A 22,921-nucleotide genomic window follows, 5' to 3' on the forward strand; every position below is an offset into this window, starting at 1 on the left:
CCTTCAGGAAGGCTTGCCAGGAAGACTAACCATGCCATTCGTTGAACGGGTTTTTTCGGGCGTCCAGCCGACGGGCAATCTGCACCTCGGCAATTATCTCGGCGCCATCGTCAACTTCGTGAAGATGCAGGAAACCCATAACTGCATCTATTGCGTCGTCGACATGCACGCGATCACGCAGGGCGTGGATGTCTGGGGCGGACCCGCCGAGCTCGCGCGCAACACCCGCGAGGTGACCGCCGCGTTCATCGCCGCCGGCATCAATCCGAACAAGCACATCGTGTTCAACCAGAGCCAGGTCTCGGGACACGCCGAGCTCGCCTGGATCTTCAACTGCGTCGCGCGCATGGGCTGGCTCGGCCGCATGACCCAGTTCAAGGAGAAGGCCGGCAAGGACCGCGAGAACGCCTCCGTCGGTCTGTTCGACTATCCCGTGCTGATGGCCGCCGACATCCTGCTCTACCGCGCCACCCACGTTCCGGTCGGCGAGGACCAGAAGCAGCATCTCGAGCTCTCGCGCGACATCGCGCAGAAGTTCAACAACGATTTCGGCGATTCCATTCGCAGCCAGGGCGCCAATGACGGCCTGTTCTTCCCGCTGCCGGAACCCTTTATCACGGGCCCGGCGACGCGCGTGATGAGCTTGCGCGACGGCACCAAGAAGATGTCGAAGTCGGATGCCTCCGACAATTCGCGCATCAACCTGACTGACGATGCCGACACCATCGCGCAGAAGATCCGCAAGGCCAAGACCGATCCGGAGCCGCTGCCGAGCGAAGAAAAGGGCCTGGAAGCGCGCCCCGAAGCCGACAATCTCGTCGGCATCTTTGCCGCGCTCTCCGGCCGATCGAAGGCCGAGGTGCTCAGCGAATTCGGCGGCGGCCAGTTCTCCAGCTTCAAGAATGCGCTGGCGGAGCTGTGCGTCACCAAGCTCGCGCCGATCGCCGGCGAGATGAAGCGTCTCGTCGCCGACCCCGGCCATATCGACGCGATCCTGAACGACGGCGCCGACCGCGCCCGCGCCATCGCCGACGAGACCATGAACCTCTCGAAGGACATCGTCGGCTTCATCCGCCGGCGCTGATCATCGCGTCTGGCCGGCGCCCTGGCGCCGGCCACTCCCCTCTCCCCAACGTTGCGGGAGTGTGGCAGCATGCAGGTCGTGCACATTCCGGGACATGCATGACCAGCAAGCGACTTTGCTTCGAGCCGGGTCACAAGCCCAAATGCCTCGTCATCGTCGATGACACCGCCGAATGGGATCGCGCGGTCTATTATGCCAGCCGCTGGGCGATCCGCGCCGGCGGCGGCGTGGTGATGCTGCGCATCATCGAGCCCGAACAGCAGAGCCAGGAATGGCTTGGTGTCGCCGACATCATGCGCGCCGAAGCGCAGGAAGCGGCGGAAGCAGCCCTCGACCGCGCCGCCGGCCGCGCCAACGGCATTGCCGCGATCACGCCGGAGCGGGTGATCCGCGAGGGCGCGGCGATGGAACAGCTGCTCGCGGTGATCGACGAGGACCCTGACATCGCCATGCTGGTGCTCGCCGCCAATCCGGGCGCGGAAGGTCCGGGACCGCTGGTCAACCTGCTCGCGCATGCGCTGGGCACGTTCCCGGTGCCGGTGACGATCATCTCGGGCGCGCTGAGCGACGAAAGCGTGGATTCGCTGTCGTAGGGCTGCTGCTTCGTACCCTCCCCCTGGAGGGGGAGCACCACCCTAACTCACTGAAACCTATAACTGAATTTGCGTCTGCCCCTTGACCGTGCGTTCGCCGTCGCCATCTGCTAGTGGATAGCGCACGCGCCGGCCTTGAACCGGTGACGTCTGGAGAAAACCATGTTCATTCAAACCGAAGCCACCCCCAATCCCGCCACGCTGAAGTTCATTCCCGGCCGCGTCGTGGTCGACGGCAGCCCGATGGAATTTGCGAGCCGCGAAGCGGCCACGCGCTCGCCGCTCGCCGAAAAACTGTTCGAGGTGCCCGGCGTCACCGGCGTGTTCTACGGATCGGACTTCATCACCGTGACCAAGGCGAACGGTGAGTGGCAGCAGCTCAAGCCCGCGATCCTCGGCGCCATCATGGAGCATTACATGTCCGGCGCGCCGCTGCTCGCCGACGGCGCGGCCACGAGCGATGCCGATCTCGACGACGAGGACGAGTTCTTCGACGAGGCCGATGCCGAGACCGTCGACATGATCAAGGATCTGATCGAGACCCGGGTGCGGCCGGCGGTCGCCAATGACGGCGGCGACATCACCTTCCGCGGCTTCAAGGACGGCATCGTCTATCTCAACATGAAGGGCGCCTGCTCCGGCTGCCCGTCATCGACCGCGACGCTCCAGCACGGTATCCAGAACCTGCTCAAGCACTTCGTGCCCGACGTGGTCGAAGTCCGCCCGATGTGATCGGCAAGCGAATGGCGAGTAGCGAATGGCGGATGGAATTCCGATCGGCTAGAGTATTCGCCGTTCGCCACTCGCCATTCGCTTTTTCATGCTGATCCTTGCCATCGATACTGCCCTCGAGGCGTGCGCAGCCGCCGTTCTCGACACCGAAGCCGGCCAGCTCCTTGCGCAGGAGCAGCTTCTGATGAAGCGCGGCCACGCCGAAGCGCTGATGCCGATGATCGCACGCGTGATGCAATCGGCCGATCTCGCCTTCACCGCGCTCGACCGCATCGCCGTCACCGTCGGTCCCGGCAGCTTCACCGGCCTGCGCGTCGGCATCTCGGCGGCGCGCGGCCTTGCGCTTGCGGCCGGCAAGCCAGCGGTCGGCCTGACCACCTTGTCGGCCTATGCCGCCGCCATCGTGGGCCAGAGCAGATCGGCGCCCGTGATCTCCGCGATCGATGCGCGGCACGATCACGTCTATTTCCAGATCGTCGCCGGCGACGGCAGCCAGCTGGTGCGGCCGGGCATCGCTCCCATCGACGAGGCGATCGCGGCCTCGCAATTCGGCGCGCCGCATCTGGTCGGCAACGCCGCAAAAATCCTCGCCGATCGCTGGCCGAAGGATGGGCCGCAACCCGTCGCGGTCGACGCGCAACCCGCGCCCGACATCGGCTGGGTCGCCTGGCTCGGCGCCGCGGCCAATCCCGACACCAATCCGGCGCGGCCGTTCTATCTGAAGGCGCCCGATGCCAAGCCGGCGCGACTTCCGCCGCTCGCACAAGCCGCAACCTCATGATGCAATGGCTGTCGGAATGGTGGCGCGGCGGCACCGCCGTCGTCGAGCCTGCATCCGCGCGCGATGCCGCGCGGCTGGCGCAGCTTCACGGCGCCTCCTTCGCGCACGGCTGGGGCGAAGGCGAGTTCGAGAGCATGATGAGCGAGCGCAACACGCTCGTGCACCGGTTGCGGCTCGGCCGCAAGACCATCGGATTCGCGGTCTCGCGGATCGGCGCGGACGAAGCGGAAATCCTCTCCATCGCGGTCGACCAGAGCCAGCGCGGCCGCGGCCTTTCCCGCACGCTGCTGATGACGCATCTCGGCCACCTCGCCGGGCGCGGCGTGCGCACAATATTTCTCGAAGTCGAGGAAAACAACCAGCCGGCGCGGCGGCTCTACGACCGGGCCGGATTCATGGTGGTCGGGCGCCGCGAACGCTACTATAAGCAGCCCAACGGGGAACAATTGAACGCCCTTCTGATGCGGCGTGACTTGTCGTAACATTGATGGCAGAAAGCGCCCCGTCAGGCAGACACATCATGACCGCACTGAAACCTTCTTCCGCATCCAAGGCGTCCGGCATCGAGGCGCGCTGTGCCGCCACCGGCATGCGCATGACCGAGCAGCGCCGCGTCATCGCCCGCGTGCTGGCGGAATCGGTCGATCATCCCGACGTCGAGGAATTGTACCGGCGCTGCGTCGCCGTCGACGACAAGATCTCGATCTCGACCGTGTATCGCACCGTCAAGCTGTTCGAGGATGCCGGCATCATCGAGCGCCATGATTTCCGCGAAGGCCGCGCGCGCTACGAGACGATGCGCGACAGCCATCACGACCACCTCATCAATCTGCGCGACGGCAAGGTGATCGAGTTCACCTCCGAGGAGATCGAGAAGCTCCAGGCGGAGATCGCCCGCAAGCTCGGCTACAAGCTGGTCGACCATCGGCTGGAGCTCTATTGCGTCCCGCTCGACGACGACAAGCCGACGTCTTAAGTTGTCCATTGATCTCATCATCTTCGATTGCGACGGCGTGCTCGTGGACAGCGAGGTCATCTCCTGTCGCGCCCATGCCGACGTGCTGACGCGGCACGGCTATCCGATCACGCCGGATCAGGTGTTCGAGCGTTTCCTTGGCCGTTCGACGCGGCAGGCCAATTTGGAGATCGAAACCGAGCTCGGCCGCAAGCTGCCGGAGGCCTATCACGGCGACCTCCAGGACGAACTATTCCGCTCGTTCGAGGCGGACCTCGAGGCGATCCGCGGCATCCATGATGTGCTCGATGTCGTCACGCAGCGCGTTTGTGTCGCTTCGAGCGGTTCGCATCAGCGCATGCGTGTCAGCCTTGGCAGCACCGGTCTCTACGAGCGTCTGGCGCCGAACATCTTCTCGGCCTCGCAGGTGAAGAACGGCAAGCCGGCGCCGGACCTGTTCCTGTTCGCGGCGAAAGAAATGGGCGTCCCGCCCGAGCGCTGCGTCGTGATCGAGGACAGCCTGGCCGGCATCGCCGGTGCGCGGGCGGCAGGGATGACCGTGTTTGGCTTCTGCGGCGGCAGCCATTGCGGGGACGGCCATGCCGAGACCTTGCGCCAGGCCGGTGCCGCCCTGACGTTTGCGGACATGCATCAATTGCCGGAGCTGGTCCGGCGGGTCGCCGCGGACGCCCTGGCGGGCTGATTTCGGCCGCTTGGCGTCATTCCGGGCCGTGCGGCGTGTGTAAATTGTGGAATTCAGAGGTTTTGGTGCGAGATTCTGCACTTCGCGCTGGCCCTCCCTCGGAATGACGGCCCAAACGGCCCCCATCGCTGGATTTTCGCCCCTCCAGCCTATATCTGAGGGCCGTCCTCCACCTCAATTCCGGGTTCCATGACGCCGCCGCGCAAGCTGCACATCAAATCATATGGCTGCCAGATGAACGTCTACGATGCCCAGCGCATGGTGGACACGCTGGCTCCGGAAGGATTCGTGGAGACGGCCAGCGCGGAGGACGCCGACCTCGTCATCCTCAACACCTGCCATATCCGCGAGAAAGCCTCCGAAAAGGTCTATTCCGAGCTCGGCCGCCTGCGCGTCGCCAAGGACGAGGCAGCGCGCGGGGGTCGCACGATGAGAATCGCGGTCGCGGGCTGCGTGGCGCAGGCCGAGGGCGAGGAGATCGTGCGCCGCGCGCCCGTAGTCGACGTCGTGGTGGGACCGCAGAGCTATCACCACCTGCCCGAGCTCCTGAAGCGCGCCGGCCATGAAGGCCGCGCGATCGAGACCGAATTTCCCGCGGAGGACAAGTTCGGCTTCCTGGCGCAGCCGAAACCCGATGCGATCCGCGCGCGGGGCATTTCCGCCTTCGTCACCGTGCAGGAAGGCTGCGACAAGTTCTGCACCTTCTGCGTCGTGCCCTACACGCGGGGCTCGGAAGTGTCGCGCCCCGTCGCCAAGATCGTCGACGACGTGAGGCGGCTGGCCGACAATGGCGTGCGCGAGCTCACGCTGATCGGGCAGAACGTCAACGCCTATCATGGCGAGGGACCGGACGGAAAAGCCTGGCCGCTCGGCCGGCTGCTCGAACATTTGGCCCGGATTCCCGGCATCGCGCGGCTGCGCTATTCGACCAGCCATCCCCGCGACGTCGATGACAGCCTGATCGCGGCCCATCGCGATCTCGGCGAGCTGATGCCGTTCGTGCACCTGCCGGTGCAGTCGGGCTCGGACCGGATTCTGTCCGCCATGAACCGGAAACATACTGCCGATGATTACCGGCGAGTCATCGATCGTTTCCGGGCTGCACGCCAAGACATTGCTTTTTCATCAGATTTTATCGTCGGCTTCCCCGGTGAAAGCGAGCAAGATTTTCTCGCCACGCTCGCACTTGTCACGCAAATCGGCTACGCTGCGGCGTATTCGTTCAAATACTCCGCCCGGCCGGGAACGCCGGCCGCGGACATGCAGGAGACGGTGTCCCCCGCCGAGATGGACCAGCGATTGGAGCGGCTCCAGGAACTGATCGACAGCCAGCAATCGGCCTTCAACAAGGCTGCGATTGGCTCAACGGTCAATGTGCTGTTCGAGCGTCCGGCCCGCAAGGAGGGCCAGATCGTCGGCCGCACCGCCTTCCTCCAGCCCGCGCATGTGATGGCTTCGGCCGACATCATCGGACAAATCCTGCCGGTGCGCATCGACAGCCTCGAGCGCTACAGCTTCCTCGGTGAGCTCGTGACGCCGCATGGCGCGCGCGAGCCCGCTTTACCGCAAGCCAGTGGAGCCTGAACCCTTGCCCAAAAGCGCATCGGATTCGTCTTCTATCGCTCCCAGCCGCAAATTTGACCGCGACATGCAAGTTCCGCCCGAGACCCAGGTCGTCATCGACTTCGACGACAATCGCGCCGCATCCGCGCTGGTCGGCCCCTACGGTCAGCACCTCGCGCAGATCGAGCGGCGGCTCGGCGTCGTCGTCGACTCCAAGGGCAACCACATCACCATCGGCGGCACGCGCGACGGCTGCGATGCCGCGCGCCGCGTGCTGGAGACGCTCTACGCGCAAGCCGTGAAGGGACAGGATCTCGACCAGGGCGAGGTCGAGGGCGCGATCCGCGCCGTGATCGCGCAGGGCTCGCTGTTCGAGTTCGACGCCAAATCGGCCAAATCGGCCTTCGACAGCATCAATTTGCGCAAGCGCCCGGTGCGCGCGCGCACGGCTGCGCAGGATTCGTACATCCGCGCGCTGAAGCGCCACGAGCTGGTGTTCGGCATCGGCCCCGCCGGCACCGGCAAGACCTGGCTCGCGGTCGCGCATGCCGCGCAGCTGTTCGAGCGCAAGGAGGTCGACAAGATCATCCTGTCCCGTCCGGCGGTGGAAGCCGGTGAGCGGCTCGGCTTCCTGCCCGGCGATCTCCGCGAGAAGGTCGATCCTTATCTGCGCCCGATCTACGATGCCCTCTATGACCTCATGGATGCGCGCATCGTCGAGCGCGCCCTGCAGACCGGCGAGATCGAGATCGCGCCGCTCGCCTTCATGCGCGGCCGCACGCTGACCAATGCCGCCATCATCCTGGACGAGGCGCAGAACACCACGTCGATGCAGATGAAGATGTTCCTGACCCGTCTCGGCGAGAACAGCCGCATGATCGTGACAGGCGATCCCTCGCAGATCGATTTGCCGAACGGCCAGACCTCGGGTCTGGCCGAGGCGACGCGCCTGCTGAGCGGCGTCGAAGGCATTGCGCAAGTTCATTTCAAAGCCGAGGACGTGATCCGCCACGAGTTGGTGGCACGGATCGTCTCTGCCTATGAAGGGCAGCCGCAGCGGCCGGCCGCCGGTAAATCCTGACGGGACAACAGCCGGATCCAGCGGGCGCCGACCAAGCGCCCTTTCGTTCCGAACAAACACAATGTCACATCCGAACCTTCCCATGACCGAGGTCCTCGTCGTTGCCGATTGCTGGCAACGCGAACCCGATTCCGAAGCCGTGATCCAGCGCGCGGTCGCCGCCGCCGCCGAGAGTGTCGACGAGGAGGTCGCGGACGCGGAAGTGGCCGTGATGCTGACCGATGATGCCGGCATCCGCACCCTCAACAGCAATTGGCGCGGCATCGACAAGCCGACCAATGTACTGTCGTTTCCCGCGCTTCAGCCGGAGGGTGAATGGAAGGTCGGCGACGCGCCGCGCATGCTCGGCGACATCGCGATCGCCTACGAGACGATGCGGCGCGAGGCGGACGAGGAACAGAAGCCGTTCGACCACCATTTGAGCCATCTTGCCGTGCATGGTTTCCTGCATTTGATCGGCTACGATCACGAAAACGACGACGACGCCGAGGAAATGGAAGCGCTGGAGACCGAGATCCTGGCCCACCTCGGCATCCCCGATCCCTATGCCGACCGCGCGGGGACGCACTGAGATGCCGGATTCCGAGCCTACCCACGACAATCCGCGCAACACGGCCAATCTGCCGGCCGTGGTGACGCCAGGCGCGGTGATGCGTCCAACCGCGGACGGCTGGCTGCTGCGCGCCATCCGCACGCTGTTCGGCTGGAAGGCCGGATCGGTGCGCGACGATCTCCAGGTCGTGCTCGACGCCACGACACCCGGCGACACCGGCTTCTCGGCGGTCGAGCGCACCATGCTGCGCAACATCCTCGGCCTGCACGAGCGCCGCATCGCCGACGTCATGGTGCATCGCGCCGACGTCGTCGCGGTGAAGCGCGACATCCCGCTCGGCGAATTGATGGACCGTTTCGAAAGCGCCGGCCATTCGCGGCTCGTGGTTTACAATGAGACGCTCGACGATCCTGTCGGCATCGTCCATATCCGCGATCTGCTCGCCTTCATGACCGCGCGCGCGCGCGTATCGGAGGCCACCAAGACCAAACGCAAGAAGCCGCTGCCGGCCGGGCTCGATTTGAAGGCCGTCGATCTCGCGCTGCCGCTTCAGGACGCGCGCATCATCCGCAAGCTGCTTTACGTGCCGCCGTCGATGCGGGCGATCGACCTGCTCGCGCAGATGCAGGCCACGCGCATCCATCTGGCACTGGTGGTCGATGAATATGGCGGCAGTGACGGGCTGGTTTCGCTCGAGGACATCGTCGAGCAGATCGTCGGCGAGATCGACGACGAGCATGACAGCGACGAACCGCCCTCGATCGTGCGGCTGCCGGACAACGCCTTCATCGCCGATGCCCGCGCCAGCCTCGACGACGTCCGCACGGTGATCGGCGAGGATTTCGTCACCGGCGAGGCCGGCGAGGAAGTCGAGACGCTCGGCGGCTATCTCGTCAGCTTCGTCGGGCGCCTGCCGGTGCGCGGCGAGGTGATCTCGGGCCCCGGCACTTACGAGGTCGAGGTGCTCGACGCCGATCCGCGCCGCGTCAAGCGGCTGCGCATCTCGACACGGAAGGAGCGCCCGGCGCCGCGCACCCAGCGCGAGAGCCGCCGCCGCGAGGCCACGCCGGAGAGCGGTCAGCCGCCATCCGGCGATACCCCCACCCCGCCGCCAAGCGACGGGGCCGGCCCGCAGTGAGCGCCTTCCAGCGATTTCGGCAAATTGCGCTTGCCATCATCCTCACCTGGGGATGGAAGCGCGCGCTCCTCGCGATGGGGTGCGGTGCGCTGTCGGTGCTGGCGCTGGCGCCGTTCAATATCTTTCCGGTGCTGTTCGTCACCCTGCCCGTCATGGTCTGGCTGATCGACGGTGCCGGCGCCGGACGCTACAACGGCGTGCCCGCCGCGGCGCTGACCGGCTACTGGTTCGGGCTCGGCTATTTCGTGCCCGGCCTCTACTGGATCGGCAAGGCTTTCTTCGTCGAAGCCGACATCTTCGCCTGGCTGACGCCGTTCGCCGTGCTCGGCCTGCCGGCCTATCTCTCCATCTTCACGGCGATCGGCTTTGCGCTGGCCCGCCTGCTCTGGACCAAGGATGCGACGCGCATCCTCGCGCTCGCTGCAAGCCTCACCGTCGCCGAATGGCTGCGCGGTCACGTGCTGACCGGCTTTCCCTGGAACGCGTTCGGCTATGCCCTGTCCGAGCCGCTGCCGCTGGCACAGACGGCCTCGCTGATCGGCCTGTGGGGCATGACGTTCCTCAGCATCGCGATCTTCGCGAGCCCCGCGGCGCTGATCGACCGCACGCCGGATCGCCGACCGGCCTGGCGCGCCCCGGCCGCGGCAATTGCGCTTCTGCTTGTCATGAGCATCTTCGGCGCGATCCGCCTGTCCCTGCATCAGACCACGATGGTGGCGGGCGCCAAGCTGCGCCTGATGCAACCGGACCTCCAGCAGGACGCCAAATTCAACTACGCCGCCAAGGCGGAGGTGATGAAGAAATATCTGGCTCTGTCCGATCGCGCCTCGGGACCGCAATCGACCGGCGTGCGGGATGCCACCATCCTGATCTGGCCGGAATCAGCCTTTCCGTTCTTCCTCACCCGCGAAGCCGACGCGATGGCGCAGATCGCCGAGCTGCTGCCGAAGGGCACCGTGCTGATCACCGGCTCGGTCCGCGCCCCCGACCTGCCGCGCGGCACGCCGATCACCCGCGCCTATAATTCGATCTACGTCATCGACCACGACGGCAGCGTGCTCTCGGTTTACGACAAGCTCCACCTCGTGCCGTTCGGCGAATTTCTGCCTTACCAGGGCTTGATGGAGAAGCTCGGCTTCGAGCAACTCACGCGCGTGCGCGGCGGCTTCATTCCCGGCAGCGTGCGGCATGCGCTGCCGGTGCCCGGCGCGCCGCCCGCGCTGCCGCTGATCTGCTACGAAGCGATTTTTCCAGGCGAGGTCGCCGGCCGCAACGAGCGTCCGGGTTGGATCGTGAACCTGACCAATGACGGCTGGTTCGGCATCTCGACCGGCCCCTATCAGCATCTGGAGCAGGCACGGATGCGCGCGATCGAACTCGGACTGCCGCTGGTCCGCTCCGCCAATACCGGCGTATCGGCGGTGATCGATCCGGTCGGACGCACCATTGCCAGCCTCGGCCTCGGTGTCGAAGGCATTTTGGATGCAAACCTGCCCGCCGCGATCCCGCCGACCGTCTACGCGCGGGTGGGCGACGTGCCCGCAGCCATGCTCGTCGCGCTGGCAGTGTTTCTGGCGGTGCGCCGGCGTGTTGCCAAACGGCACCCCTGATCACGCCCTCGCCGCCGCAACGACCGGAATCCTTTGACAACCGTAGTCCCACGGTTGACAGACTGCACGCGCCCTCCTCATTCTGCACCGGCTGCGAAAGACAGCGGACGTTGCTAAATTTCTCCGCAATGTTTCCCAATAACAGGGTTTGATTTTGACGATGCTTGCACCTGAGGCATTCTCGATGATTGCGCTGAAGGTGGTGTTTGGAGGCTGAGGAAATGTCGAAAGCGCCCAACCCTGTTGACAAATATGTCGGCAGCCGCGTGCGTATGCGCCGCATCATGTTGGGCATGAGCCAGGAAAAGCTCGGTGAGGCCTTGGGCCTGACTTTCCAGCAGATCCAGAAGTACGAGAAGGGTACGAATCGCGTTGGTGCCAGTCGCATCCAGCAGATCGCCGAGATTCTCCAGGTGCCGGTGTCGTTCCTGTTCGAGGGCGGCCCGAGCGGCGTGCCGGGGCCCGACGGCTTCAGCGAAGGCGCCTCGCCCTCCTATGTCTCGGACTTCCTCGCGACCTCCGAGGGTCTCGCTTTGACCAAAGCGTTCACCCGAATCACCGATTCGAAGATGCGCCGCTCGATCGTCGATCTCGTCGAGCAGATCGCGGCCCGCGAAGGCCCCGACAAGCGCTGACGCGCGCGCTCGATCCGATTTGAGACTGCGTCAAATCTGGCCTATGTCGTCATTTGCGGCCGCGCCGTGATGCGCGCCCTGTTCGATGATGCGGTTCAAAGGCACAGATGCGTCCATGACCAACGCCAACTGGTTCGATTCTCAAACTATTCTCGATGGTATCCGCCGCTGGGTGGAGATCGAGACGCCGACGGACGCGCCTGAACAGGTCAACAGACTGGTCTCTGTCGTCGCGGAGCAATATCGCGATCTGCCGGTCACGCTCGAACGCGTCGCCGGCGTCGACGGCTGCGGAGATCATCTCGTCGCGCGCTCGACCTGGGGCCAGGACAAACCGGGCATTCTGGTGCTGAGCCACCTCGATACCGTTCACCCCATGGGATTCATCGCGCGCCTGCCGTTCAAGGTCGAGGGCGACAGCGCGTTCGGTCCCGGCATCTACGACATGAAGGGCGGCGCCTACATCGCCCATCACGCCTTTCGCGCGCTCTGTGCCGCCGGCGATCGTTCGCCGCTCGGCATCACGCATCTGTTCACCTCCGACGAGGAGATCGGCAGCCCGACCTCCCGCGCGCTGATCGAGACGGAAGGACGCAAGGCCAAATATGTGCTGGTGACGGAGCCGGCGCGCGACGGCGGCAGGATCGTCACCGGCCGCAAGGGCGTCGGCCGCTTCAAGGTGTTGATCAAGGGCGTGCCTGCGCATGCCGGCACGCGGCCCCAGGACGGACGCAGCGCCGTCCGCGAGCTCGCCAACGTCATTCTGGCGTTGGAGGGGATGAACGACATTGAGCGCGGCGTCAGCGTCAATGTCGGCGTGGTGCGCGGCGGCACGCGTCCCAACGTGACGCCGGAAGAGGCCTCTGCCGAAGTCGATCTGCGCGTGATGAGCTTCAAGGACGCGGACGAATTCGTCGGCAGAATCCTCGCCCTGACATCGAAGACGGAGGGCGTCACCGTCAAGGTCACCGGCGAGCTCAATCGTCCGCCTTACGAGAAGAGCAATGCAGGGGCCTCGCTGTACGAACATGCGAAGACGCTTGCCGCCGAGATCGGTTTCGATCTGATCGACACCCACACCGGCGGCGGCTCGGACGGCAATTTCACCGCCGCGCACACTGCGACGCTCGACGGGCTCGGCGTCGACGGCAAGGGCGCGCACACCCACTATGAGCAGCTCTATGTCTCGTCGCTCGAACCGCGCGCGCGGCTGCTCCATCGCCTGTACCAGACGCTGCGATGAACGAACGCAAATCAGATCCCGAGCGTGACGACAGCGAGCGCGCCTTCTTCGGGCGCCGCAAGGGCCACAAGCTCAGGCAGCACCAGGCCGAGTTGGTCGATCATCTGCTGCCGCATCTCGCGCTCGACATCGAGGGCGAGAAGCCGGCGAGCGCCAACGCGATCTTCGATCCCGCGGCGGACGATGTGCGGCTCGAGATCGGCTTCGGCGGCGGCGAGCATCTTGCGGCGGAAGCGCAAAACTTCGCCACGACCGGCTTCATCGGCTGCGAGCCCTATGTCAACGGCATGGCGAAGATCCTCGCGCAGATCGAAGCCGCAAACATCGCCAACATCCGCCTGTTCGCCGGCGATGCCGCCGAGCTGCTGGCCTGGCTGCCGCCGGCCTCGCTGTCGCGGATCGACCTGATCCATCCCGATCCCTGGCCGAAGCGGCGGCACTGGAAGCGGCGCTTCGTCCAGGACCGGACCATCGCCGCGATGGCGCGCGTGCTGAGGAGCGGCGGCGAATTCCGCTTCGTCTGCGACATCGACGATTACTGCGCCTGGACGCTGTCGCATCTGGCGCGCTCTGTAGATTTCGTCTGGCTTGCGGAACGCGCCGACGATTTCCGGCAACCATGGGCGGGCTACACCATGACACGCTACGGCCGGAAGGCCACGCGCGAGGGGCGCAAGACGACGTATCTGCGTTTCAAGCGAGTTTAGATCGTCTGCCGGTTACGCCAGAATTTCACGACGCGCTCGGCTGTCGCCGGCATCAGCCGCGTGAAGTTCACGCGCGCCTGCTCGATGTCGGCATCGGCCGGGGTGCGATGCGGCCCGTACCACATCAGGACCATCGCGCGCACCGTGGGCCAGCCGAGATTCAGCATGCGCCCCAGGATCAGAATCGGATCGTAGCGGTCGCCCGCGATCAGGCGGTCGAGGATCGAGAGGCGGACGCCGGCCATCGCCGAGAGCGAGGCGATCGATTCCTCGTATTTGTGTGCCTTGGCAAAGCCGAGCAGCGCGCTCTCGCCGAGATGGCCCTCGCGATGCAGGGCGAGCACCGTGCGCTGTGCCGCCGAGAAATCGCGACGCGGCCCCGGCGGCAGCGAGGCCTCCTCGATCGCCGCCATGGCGCGCTTGATCTCGACCTGGCGCGAGGGATTGACCACGCTGGAGAGGCGGCGGCGGATGACGTCGAGCGTGCCGTTGAGCAGCTCTTTCAGGTGATCGCACGAGAGATCGTTGCGCTGACCGATCTTCAGCGTCAGCACGCCGTCCTGCGACGCACGCTTGATCAGCTCGGAATAACTGCCCGGCGAGAACACTGCACCGGCATTGCCTACGGCGCGACGCACCACGTCGCGGTCGCCGCGCTCGACCAGCACGTCGGTGACGACAGACGACAAAGTGGGCCGCTCCGTCATCGCCAGCAAATGCCCCTGGCCCTTCAGCCGCGCGATTTCAACCAGAGCGGCTTCATCGAGCACGGGCGAGCGGCGCAGCACGGGGCCCGCCACCATGATCTCGTTTTCGCGCGCAAGCTGGTTCACCAGATGCGGCGGCGCGTTGTTCAGGCGCGAGAAGCGTTCGGCGAGATCGGCGCGCGAGGCAAGCTCGGCATGCGGGACGAGATCGATCAGCAGGTTGTCGAAGAGATCGATGAGATCGGGACGAAGCTTCTCGGCGTCCTGGAAGAATAATTGCGCGATGGCGCGCGCGATCTCGCCACGACGCCGGGGATCGCCGCGTTTGACGATATCGTCCAGTCCGGGAATGAGCGACGTGGCAACGGTCATGAAAACGCAAACTCGTATAGGGCACGCCGCGGGTGCGCCCTTGGTCCAAGCCGCCCCACGATCAGGGAATCTAGGCCTCGGAGATGAAGGAAGCGTTGCGCGGGGGGTCCGCCGATCGGGCGCAAAAAGCCTCCTCTCGCCTCCAATGGGCCTTGTCCGGGAGGGCGGAACGGGCTATATCAGCGCCAATTCATCTTCTCATACGATCCGCGTAGTGAGAGTGGGCCCGAAAGGACCCGCTCTTTTTTATTACCTGAACGCGGCTTGGCGGAAGATGTGGCCCGACGAGCGGTCGGGAGAGTTCCGAAGCGGACTTCGAAATCTTAACCAAGCCTTAACCATCAAGCGCCTTGACCCCTGATATGACCGAACCGAACACTGGTTCCACCGATGCCGAGTTGCTGGCCGAGCCGAGGCTCGTGGTCGAGCCGGGCGTGGCGGCGCGGGTGTCCGCGGTCGCAGGGCCGGTGCTCGAGGGCATGGGCTATCGCCTGGTGCGGATTCGCATTTCCGGGGAAGCCGGCTGCACCGTGCAGATCATGGCCGAGCGGCCGGACGGATCGATGCAGCTCGAGGATTGCGAAGCGATCTCGCGGGCGCTGTCGCCCGTGCTTGATGTCGCAGACCCCATCGACCGCGCCTACCGGCTGGAAATCTCTTCGCCGGGGATCGACCGCCCGCTGGTGCGCCGCTCCGATTTCGAACGCTATGCCGGTTATCTCGTGAAGATCGACATGGCGGTCGCCCATGAAGGACGCAAGCGGTTCCGTGGCACGCTCGGTGCCGTCGAAGGCGACCGCGTGCATCTGCATCGCGACGACGCCAAGGCGAGCGATAATCCCGACGTTCTCCTGACGATGGAAGATATCGGCGAGGCCCGGCTGGTGCTGACAGACGATCTGATCGCGGAATCCATGCGCCGCGGCAAGGCCGAGGAGCGCCAGATGCGCAGGGATCTCGGGCTGGAGCCGCCGGCTGCACCGCATGCGGAGATCAGCGCGAAGATCACCAAGAACACCAAGCCGAAAAAGAAGCCGGCACCGACCAATACCAAGAAACATCGCTTGGCCGCCGAACGCGCGCGGCGGGGCGAGATCGAGCCCGACGAAGGAGACTAGCCATGGCAGTCAGCGCCAATCGACTTGAATTGCTCCAGATCGCCGACGCCGTCGCACGCGAAAAATCGATCGACCGCGGCATCGTCATCGCGGCGATGGAGGACGCCATCGCCAAGGCGGCGCGAGCCCGTTACGGCAGCGAGACTGACGTTCACGCCGAGATCGACCCGAAGAAGGGCGAGCTACGGCTGTCGCGCCACATGCTGGTGGTCGAGAAGGTCGAAAACCATTCCAACCAGATCTCGCTGGTTGACGCGCAGCGCGCCAATCCCGGCGCCCAGGTAGGCGACACCATCGCCGATACGCTGCCGCCGCTGGAATACGGCCGCATCGCCGCGCAGTCGGCCAAGCAGGTAATCGTGCAGAAGGTGCGCGAGGCCGAGCGCGACCGGCAATATCAGGAATTCAAGGATCGCATCGGCGACATCGTCAACGGCGTCGTCAAGCGCGTCGAATATGGCAGCGTGATCGTCGACCTCGGCCGCGGTGAAGCCATCATCCGCCGCGACGAGATGTTGCCGCGCGAAGTGTTCCGCAACGGCGACCGCGTCCGCGCCTATATCTTCGACGTCCGTCGCGAGACGCGAGGCCCGCAGATCTTCCTCTCCCGCACCCATCCGCAGTTCATGGCGAAGCTGTTCGCGCAGGAAGTGCCTGAGATCTATGACGGCATCGTCGAGATCAAGGCGGTCGCCCGCGATCCCGGCTCGCGCGCGAAAATCGGCGTGATTTCCCGCGATTCCTCGGTCGATCCGGTCGGCGCATGCGTCGGTATGCGCGGCTCGCGCGTGCAGGCGGTGGTGAACGAATTGCAGGGCGAGAAGATCGACATCATTCCCTGGTCGCCCGATATCGCGACCTTCGTGGTCAACGCGCTGGCGCCGGCCGAAGTCTCCAAGGTCGTCATCGACGAGGATCGCGAGCGCATCGAGGTCGTCGTCCCCGACACCAACAACCAGCTCTCGCTGGCGATCGGCCGCCGCGGCCAGAACGTGCGTCTGGCCTCGCAGCTCACCGGCTGGGACATCGACATCCTGACCGAGCAGGAGGAATCGGAGCGCCGCCAGGCGGACTTCGAGAACTCCACCCGCGTCTTCATGGAATCGCTCAACGTCGACGAGGTGGTCGGCCAGCTGCTGGCGTCCGAAGGCTTCACCTCGGTCGAGGAACTCGCGATGGTGGACCTCAAGGAACTCGCCGGCATCGAGGGCTTCGACGAGGAGACCGCGCAGGAGCTCCAGAGCCGTGCCCGTGAATATCTCGAGCAGCAGGAAGCCGAGATCGAAGCCCGCCGCAAGGAACTTGGCGTCGAGGACGCCGTCAAGGACGTGCCCGGCGTCACCTCGAAGATGCTGGTGAAGTTCGGCGAGAACGACATCAAGACCGTCGACGACCTCGCCGGCTGCGCCACCGACGATCTGGTCGGCTGGACCGAGCGCAAGGAAGGCGGCGAGCAGACCAAATATCCCGGTGCGCTCGACGGGATCGACATCTCCCGTGACGATGCCGAAGCCATGATCATGCAGGCCCGCGTCAAGGCCGGCTGGATCACCGAGGCCGATCTCGCCAAGCCCTCTGAGGAGGCCGAGGCGACCGAAGATCAGCCGGCTTAAGGGCGAAGGAGAATGTCGCCCGGATGCTCTCGGACACTGACCCCGAACTTGACCATGGACCGCGGACCGAAAGGTCCGCGACCATGCGCATGTGCGCGGTCAGTCGCGAGGTCCGGCCGATCGACGAGCTGATCCGCTTCGTCGTCTCGCCTCAGGGAGACGTAGTTCCCGACCTCAAGCGCAAGCTGCCCGGACGCGGCATGTGGATCACCGCCTCGCGCGAGGTGGTTGCGGAAGCCGTGCGGCGTCACCATTTTGGGAGGGCCTTCAGGCGCGAGCTGCGCATTCCCCAGACCTTTCCGGCCGATATCGAGGCGCTTCTGGTCCGGAGCGTGACGGAAGTCCTTGGGATCGCCGCCAAGGCGCGCCAGATCGTCGCCGGTTTCGGCAAGGTCGAAAGCGCCCTGCAGGAAGGCACGGTCGAGGTCCTGATCCACGCCAGCGACGGGGCCGCGGACGGAATCCGCAAATTGGACATGCTGGCGCGTCAAAATGACGGAAATCGCGGCTCCAGGTCGCAGATTCCCGTCGTGACCGCACTGAAATCGATAGAATTGGATTTGGCACTTACCCGGTCAAATGTGATACATGCTGCCCTGCTCGCGGGCCCGGCGAGCAAGTCATTCTTGTCCCGTAGCCAGATGCTGGTCCGATACCGGATGGCGGACGCTGACAAGACTGCCGAAAAGCCCGGCCAGGATTTCTGAGAGACAACGACGACCCGATAGGATGGTGCGGCAACGCACAACACTGATAAATCAGGATTAGGACTGCTGAATGGTTGATACCAAGACCCCTGACGACAAGAAGCTGAGCGTTCCGAGCAAGACGCTATCGCTCAAGCCGCGCGTCGAAACGGGCACTGTGCGCCAGAGCTTCAGCCATGGCCGCAGCAAGCAGGTCGTGGTCGAGAAGCGCGGCAAGCGCCGTATCGACGGCAGCCCCGAGCCGCAGGCTCCCACGGTTGTTGCAAAGCCGGCACCGGCCGCGCCTGCCCCCGCTCCTTCGCGCCCGGCGCCGCCGCGCAACGCCGGCTCCGGCGTCGTGCTGCGCACCCTGACCGAGGACGAGCGTTCCGCCCGCGCCAGCGCGCTGGCCGATGCCAAGGTGCGCGAAGTCGAAGAGCGCCGCGTGGCCGAGGAAGAGGCCCAGCGCCGCGCCGTTCGCGAAGCCGCCGAGCGCGCCGACCGCGAGGCCGCCGAATCCCGCCGCAAGGCCGAGGAAGAGCGCCACCGTCACGAGGACGAAGCCAAGCGCAAGGCCGAGACCGAGGCCAAGAAGCGTTTTGGCGAAGGCGAGCAGCCGTCGGCATCCGCGCCGCGTCCCGCAGCTGCTGCCCCGAGCGCTCCCGCGCCGCGCCCGGGTGCGCCCGCAGCACGCCCCGGCACCACCACCACGGCACGCCCGGGAACCACGACTGCGCGCCCCGGAACGACCACGGCGCGGCCGGCAGGCGGCCCGTTGGGTCGCGCTCCCGCGGTTGCAGCCGGACCGGACGAGGACGATGGTCCCCGCCAGATCCGTCGCGGTCCCGGCGGCGCCGCGCGTCCTGTGGTCGCCCCCAAGCCCACCCACAAGCCCGGCCCGCAGAAGGAGCGCGGCCGCCTGACGGTCGTGACCGCGCTCAATGCCGACGAGGTCCGCGAGCGTTCGATCGCCTCGTTCCGCCGCCGCACCCAGCGCCTGAAGGGCCACGCGGCCAACGAGCCGAAGGAAAAGCTCATCCGCGAGGTGGTCATTCCGGAAGCGATCACCATCCAGGAGCTCGCCAACCGCATGGCCGAGCGCGCGGTCGACGTCATCCGCATGCTGATGAAGCAGGGCGCGATGCACAAGATCACCGACGTGATCGATGCCGACACCGCGCAGCTGATCGCCGAAGAGCTGGGGCACACCGTCAAGCGCGTTGCCGCGTCCGACGTTGAAGAAGGCCTGTTCGACGCCACCGACGATTCCACCGACACCGAGACGCGTTCGCCGGTGGTGACCGTGATGGGTCACGTCGACCACGGCAAGACCTCGCTGCTCGACGCGCTCCGGCATGCCAACGTCGTCTCCGGCGAAGCCGGCGGCATCACCCAGCATATCGGCGCCTATCAGGTGCTGTCGCCCGAGAGCGGCAAGAAGATCACCTTCATCGACACGCCCGGTCACGCCGCGTTCACCGCGATGCGCGCCCGCGGCGCCAAGGTCACCGACATCGTCGTGCTGGTGGTTGCGGCCGATGACGGCGTGATGCCGCAGACGATCGAAGCCATCAACCACGCCAAGGCGGCGCGGGTGCCGATCATCGTTGCCATCAACAAGATCGACAAGCCCGACGCCAAGCCCGAGCGCGTGCGCACCGAGCTGCTCCAGCACGAGGTGCAGGTCGAATCGTTCGGCGGCGAAGTCGTCGACGTCGAAGTGTCCGCCAAGAACAAGACCAATCTCGACAAGCTGCTCGAGATGATCGCGCTCCAGGCCGACATCCTCGACCTCAAGACCAATTCGGAGCGCCCGGCCGAAGGCACCGTGATCGAAGCCAAGCTCGATCGCGGCCGTGGTCCGGTCGCGACCGTGCTGGTCCAGCGCGGCACGCTCCGTGTCGGCGACATCATCGTCGCCGGCGCCGAGATGGGCCGCGTCCGCGCACTGATCTCGGATCAGGGCGAGACCGTGCAGGAAGCCGGCCCCTCGGTTCCGGTCGAGGTGCTCGGCTTCAACGGTCCGCCGGAAGCCGGCGATCGTCTCGCGGTGGTCGAGAACGAAGCCCGCGCCCGTCAGGTCACCAGCTACCGCGCGCACCAGAAGCGCGAGAACGCGGCTGCCTCGATCTCCGGCATGCGCGGCTCGCTCGAGCAGATGATGTCGCAATTGAAGACGGCGGGCCGCAAGGAATTCCCGCTGATCATCAAGGCCGACGTGCAGGGCTCGCTGGAAGCGATCCTCGGCTCGCTGGAGAAGCTCGGCACCGACGAAGTCGCCGCCCGCATCCTGCATGCCGGCGTCGGCGGCATCTCGGAATCCGACGTGACGCTCGCGGAAGGCTTCAACGCCGCGATCATCGGCTTCTCGGTTCGTGCCAACAAGGAGGCCGCTGCGGCCGCCAAGCGCAACGGCATCGAGATCCGCTACTACAACATCATCTACGACCTCGTGGACGACGTGAAGAAGGCGATGAGCGGCCTGCTCGCGCCGACCTTGCGCGAGACCATGCTGGGCAATGCCTCGATCCTGGAGATCTTCAACATCTCCAAGGTCGGCAAGGTTGCCGGCTGCCGCGTCACCGACGGCACCGTGGAACGCGGCGCCAATGTGCGCCTGATCCGCGACAACGTCGTCGTGCACGAAGGCAAGCTGTCGACGCTGAAGCGCTTCAAGGACGAAGTGAAGGAAGTCCAGTCCGGTCAGGAATGCGGCATGGCCTTCGAGAACTACCACGACATGCGCGCAGGCGATGTCATCGAGTGTTATCGCGTGGAGACGATCCAGCGCTCCCTGTAAGTCCAAATCTTACCGAAGCGTCCGGATCTTTTTGAGCTGAAATTGCGGGAGTGCGATGGCCGGATTTATTCCGGCCATCGCGCCGCATTCGTTTCAACAGGCCAAATGACAATGCTCGTGTCCCAAACGCGGGCACGACGAGGTGATTTTTAGAGATGCCCCGCCATCATCAGAAGAAGAGTTCCGCGCCGGGCGGCTCGCAGCGTCAGTTGCGCGTCGGCGAGCAGGTTCGCCACGCGATAGCCGAGATTCTGGCGCAAGGCAGCGTGCATGATGCGGACCTCGAAGGTCACATCATCACCGTGCCGGAGGTGCGGATGTCGCCCGACTTGAAGCTCGCAACCGTCTACGTGATGCCGCTCGGTGGCCGCGACACGGAGATCGTCATCGCTGCGCTCGAGCGCAACAAGAAATTCCTGCGCGGCGAGGTCGCGCATCGCGTTAACCTGAAATTTGCACCTGACCTTCGCTTCCGCGTCGACGAACGATTCGACGAAGCGGAACGGATCGAGAAGCTTTTGCGAACGCCTGCGGTGCAAAGGGACTTGGAACAGGATCCGGATTCGGATCGGGAAGAAGAGCAATGACGATGGACCCGGCTCAAGGCACGATCGGCGGCGAAGAGTCCGATCAGCGCGACGTGCAGAAAAATAATTTTGCGGATCTCGGCGGCGAGTCCCAGCCGCATCAGGAGCCGCGCCGCGTCAACAACGATCCGCGCGCCAAGCAGCAGAAGGGCAACCAGGTTCGCCGCGACCGCCGCGACGTCCACGGCTGGGTCGTGCTCGACAAGCCGATCGGCATGACCTCGACGCAAGCCGTCGCCGTGCTCAAGCGCCTGTTCAACGCCAAGCGCGCAGGCCACGCCGGCACGCTCGACCCGCTCGCCTCGGGCGGCCTGCCCATTGCCCTCGGCGAGGCCACCAAGACGGTCCCCTTCGTCATGGACGGACGCAAGCGCTACCAGTTCACCGTGTGCTGGGGCGCGGAACGCGACACCGACGATATCGAGGGCCGGGTCACCGCGACCTCCGACCAGCGGCCGAGCCGGGAGGCGATCCTCGCCCTGCTGCCCCGCTTCACCGGGGTGATCGAGCAGATCCCGCCGCGCTATTCCGCGATCAAGGTCCAGGGCGAGCGCGCCTACGATCTCGCCCGCGACGGCGAGGTCGTGGAACTGGCGCCTCGCCCGGTCGAGATTCATCATTTATCCCTTGTAGATCAACCAGATACCGATCGAGCCGTGTTCGAGGCCGAGTGCGGCAAGGGCACCTATGTCCGCGCGCTCGCCCGCGATATGGGCCGGATTCTCGGCACTTACGGCCATATCTGCGCGCTGCGGCGGACCCTGGTCGGCCCATTTGACGAAAACGACATGATTCCGCTGGATCAGTTAGAGGCTTTATGCGATAGAGCCGCGTCCGGCGAGGGCAGCCTCGCCGACGCGCTTATGCCCGTTGAGACCGCGCTGGACGACATCCCGGCACTGGCCGTCACTCGGGCTGATGCGGCAAGGCTCCATCGGGGCCAAGCCGTTTTGTTGCGCGGACGGGATGCGCCCACTTGTAGCGGCACAGTCTATGTCACGGTGGCAGGCCGCCTGTTGGCGCTTGCTGAAGTCGGCAATGGCGAAATCATCCCCAAGCGTGTGTTCAACCTGACCGGCCTGACTGCCAGCCCCGGTCGCAACGAGAGAAATTGACGATGTCGATTGCCGCAGAACGCAAAGCGGAAGTCATCAAGACGAATGCCAACAAGGCCGGCGACACCGGCTCGCCGGAGGTTCAGGTCGCGATCCTGTCGGAACGCATCAACAACCTCACCGCCCATTTCAAGACCCACGTGAAGGACAACCATTCGCGTCGCGGCCTCTTGAAGCTGGTCTCGACCCGCCGTTCGCTCCTCGACTACCTGAAGAAGCGGGACGAGGCGCGTTACAAGGCGCTGCTCGAGAAGCACAACATTCGTCGTTAAGTGTTCCTGCGCGCGCCAATGGCGCGCGTTTTCGCGCGTGGTTTCGAACGAAAGCGTTTGTTTAAAGGTTTTTGATCGAGGCTGCGTGCACGTCGGGTGCAAACCGTTGACGGCCAGCATCCGGGGCATGATGGGCGAGGACCGCGGTTCGGTGTTCGCGTTCATGCCGACTGACAGTCCAGCAGCAATCCGGCGGCTGGGCACAACGGGCAAGGCGCCCGTATGACCCGAAAGGATGGACGCCATCCGAAATCCAAAAACCATGGCAGGATC

At 65.3% G+C, this 22,921-nt stretch carries 23 protein-coding genes; 22 read left to right on the top strand and 1 reads right to left on the bottom strand.

Annotated elements, in window-relative coordinates; genetic code table 11:
- Positions 1-31: 31 nt before the first annotated feature.
- The 15 genes from trpS (at position 32) to trmB (ending at position 13,378) form a co-directional block, all read left to right on the top strand.
- The gene (gene trpS, locus I3J27_RS00130; RefSeq protein WP_270164146.1) at positions 32-1,084 is read left to right on the top strand and encodes a tryptophan--tRNA ligase; all 1,053 of its coding nucleotides are present in this window, start codon (positions 32-34) and stop codon (positions 1,082-1,084) included.
- A 98-nt stretch (positions 1,085-1,182) separates the two neighbouring features.
- On the top strand, positions 1,183-1,677 hold the full coding sequence (locus I3J27_RS00135; protein WP_270164147.1) for a universal stress protein: 495 nt from the start codon (positions 1,183-1,185) through the stop codon (positions 1,675-1,677).
- A gap of 162 nt (positions 1,678-1,839) precedes the next feature.
- Positions 1,840-2,409 carry a NifU family protein gene (locus I3J27_RS00140; RefSeq protein ID WP_270164148.1) on the top strand — a complete coding sequence of 190 codons (570 nt, stop codon included), beginning with the start codon at positions 1,840-1,842 and terminating at the stop codon, positions 2,407-2,409.
- A gap of 88 nt (positions 2,410-2,497) precedes the next feature.
- Positions 2,498-3,190 carry a tRNA (adenosine(37)-N6)-threonylcarbamoyltransferase complex dimerization subunit type 1 TsaB gene (gene tsaB, locus I3J27_RS00145; protein ID WP_270164149.1) on the top strand — a complete coding sequence of 231 codons (693 nt, stop codon included), beginning with the start codon at positions 2,498-2,500 and terminating at the stop codon, positions 3,188-3,190.
- Positions 3,187-3,672, top strand: a complete 486-nt coding sequence (rimI, locus tag I3J27_RS00150; protein WP_270164150.1) for a ribosomal protein S18-alanine N-acetyltransferase — start codon at positions 3,187-3,189, stop codon at positions 3,670-3,672. Before tsaB ends, rimI begins: the two co-directional genes overlap by 4 nt.
- 38 nt (positions 3,673-3,710) lie before the next feature.
- On the top strand, positions 3,711-4,166 hold the full coding sequence (locus I3J27_RS00155; RefSeq protein WP_270164151.1) for a Fur family transcriptional regulator: 456 nt from the start codon (positions 3,711-3,713) through the stop codon (positions 4,164-4,166).
- Position 4,167: 1 nt separating this feature from the next.
- Positions 4,168-4,848: an HAD family hydrolase gene (locus I3J27_RS00160; protein ID WP_270164152.1), complete on the top strand. Its 681-nt coding sequence runs from the start codon at positions 4,168-4,170 to the stop codon at positions 4,846-4,848.
- Between the two features lie 189 nt (positions 4,849-5,037).
- Complete coding sequence (gene miaB / locus I3J27_RS00165; protein ID WP_270164153.1) at positions 5,038-6,432, top strand: tRNA (N6-isopentenyl adenosine(37)-C2)-methylthiotransferase MiaB; 1,395 nt, start codon at positions 5,038-5,040, stop codon at positions 6,430-6,432.
- A gap of 64 nt (positions 6,433-6,496) precedes the next feature.
- A complete protein-coding gene (locus I3J27_RS00170) occupies positions 6,497-7,492 on the top strand; it encodes a PhoH family protein (protein WP_270164154.1) in 996 nt (331 codons plus the stop codon).
- Between the two features lie 61 nt (positions 7,493-7,553).
- The gene (ybeY, locus tag I3J27_RS00175) at positions 7,554-8,063 is read left to right on the top strand and encodes an rRNA maturation RNase YbeY (RefSeq protein ID WP_270164155.1); all 510 of its coding nucleotides are present in this window, start codon (positions 7,554-7,556) and stop codon (positions 8,061-8,063) included.
- Position 8,064: 1 nt separating this feature from the next.
- Positions 8,065-9,183, top strand: coding sequence for a hemolysin family protein (locus I3J27_RS00180; protein WP_270164156.1), 1,119 nt, complete (start codon positions 8,065-8,067; stop codon positions 9,181-9,183).
- Entirely contained in the window at positions 9,180-10,793 is a 1,614-nt protein-coding gene (gene lnt, locus I3J27_RS00185) for an apolipoprotein N-acyltransferase (protein ID WP_270164157.1), read from the top strand. The genes I3J27_RS00180 and lnt overlap by 4 nt, the downstream gene beginning before the upstream one ends.
- Before the next feature lie 221 nt (positions 10,794-11,014).
- Positions 11,015-11,428: a helix-turn-helix domain-containing protein gene (locus I3J27_RS00190; RefSeq protein ID WP_018319423.1), complete on the top strand. Its 414-nt coding sequence runs from the start codon at positions 11,015-11,017 to the stop codon at positions 11,426-11,428.
- 85 nt (positions 11,429-11,513) lie between these two features.
- On the top strand, positions 11,514-12,671 hold the full coding sequence (locus I3J27_RS00195) for a M20 family metallopeptidase (protein ID WP_270164158.1): 1,158 nt from the start codon (positions 11,514-11,516) through the stop codon (positions 12,669-12,671).
- Positions 12,668-13,378 carry a tRNA (guanosine(46)-N7)-methyltransferase TrmB gene (gene trmB, locus I3J27_RS00200; RefSeq protein ID WP_270164159.1) on the top strand — a complete coding sequence of 237 codons (711 nt, stop codon included), beginning with the start codon at positions 12,668-12,670 and terminating at the stop codon, positions 13,376-13,378. Before I3J27_RS00195 ends, trmB begins: the two co-directional genes overlap by 4 nt.
- On the opposite strand, the gene I3J27_RS00205 is transcribed toward trmB, so the two are convergent.
- Positions 13,375-14,457 (bottom strand): DUF2336 domain-containing protein, encoded by a 1,083-nt coding sequence (locus I3J27_RS00205; RefSeq protein WP_270164160.1) that lies wholly within the window; start codon positions 14,455-14,457, stop codon positions 13,375-13,377. The two genes, trmB and I3J27_RS00205, sit on opposite strands and share 4 nt — an antisense overlap.
- Positions 14,458-14,819: 362 nt before the next feature.
- Here I3J27_RS00205 and rimP point away from each other — a divergent pair, with 362 nt between their 5' ends.
- From rimP to rpsO, 7 genes are all read left to right on the top strand, one after another.
- Positions 14,820-15,575, top strand: coding sequence for a ribosome maturation factor RimP (rimP, locus tag I3J27_RS00210; protein WP_270164161.1), 756 nt, complete (start codon positions 14,820-14,822; stop codon positions 15,573-15,575).
- 2 nt (positions 15,576-15,577) lie between these two features.
- Positions 15,578-17,188: a transcription termination factor NusA gene (gene nusA, locus I3J27_RS00215; RefSeq protein WP_270164162.1), complete on the top strand. Its 1,611-nt coding sequence runs from the start codon at positions 15,578-15,580 to the stop codon at positions 17,186-17,188.
- Positions 17,189-17,211: 23 nt separating this feature from the next.
- The gene (locus I3J27_RS00220) at positions 17,212-17,895 is read left to right on the top strand and encodes an RNA-binding protein (RefSeq protein ID WP_270164163.1); all 684 of its coding nucleotides are present in this window, start codon (positions 17,212-17,214) and stop codon (positions 17,893-17,895) included.
- A gap of 70 nt (positions 17,896-17,965) precedes the next feature.
- Entirely contained in the window at positions 17,966-20,674 is a 2,709-nt protein-coding gene (gene infB / locus I3J27_RS00225; RefSeq protein ID WP_270164164.1) for a translation initiation factor IF-2, read from the top strand.
- A gap of 155 nt (positions 20,675-20,829) precedes the next feature.
- On the top strand, positions 20,830-21,261 hold the full coding sequence (rbfA, locus tag I3J27_RS00230) for a 30S ribosome-binding factor RbfA (RefSeq protein WP_270164165.1): 432 nt from the start codon (positions 20,830-20,832) through the stop codon (positions 21,259-21,261).
- The gene (gene truB, locus I3J27_RS00235) at positions 21,258-22,376 is read left to right on the top strand and encodes a tRNA pseudouridine(55) synthase TruB (protein WP_270164166.1); all 1,119 of its coding nucleotides are present in this window, start codon (positions 21,258-21,260) and stop codon (positions 22,374-22,376) included. The genes rbfA and truB overlap by 4 nt, the downstream gene beginning before the upstream one ends.
- 2 nt (positions 22,377-22,378) lie before the next feature.
- Entirely contained in the window at positions 22,379-22,648 is a 270-nt protein-coding gene (gene rpsO / locus I3J27_RS00240; protein ID WP_270164167.1) for a 30S ribosomal protein S15, read from the top strand.
- Positions 22,649-22,921: the final 273 nt, after the last annotated feature.

This window comes from Bradyrhizobium xenonodulans, assembly GCF_027594865.1.
GTDB classification, from domain to species: domain Bacteria; phylum Pseudomonadota; class Alphaproteobacteria; order Rhizobiales; family Xanthobacteraceae; genus Bradyrhizobium; species Bradyrhizobium xenonodulans.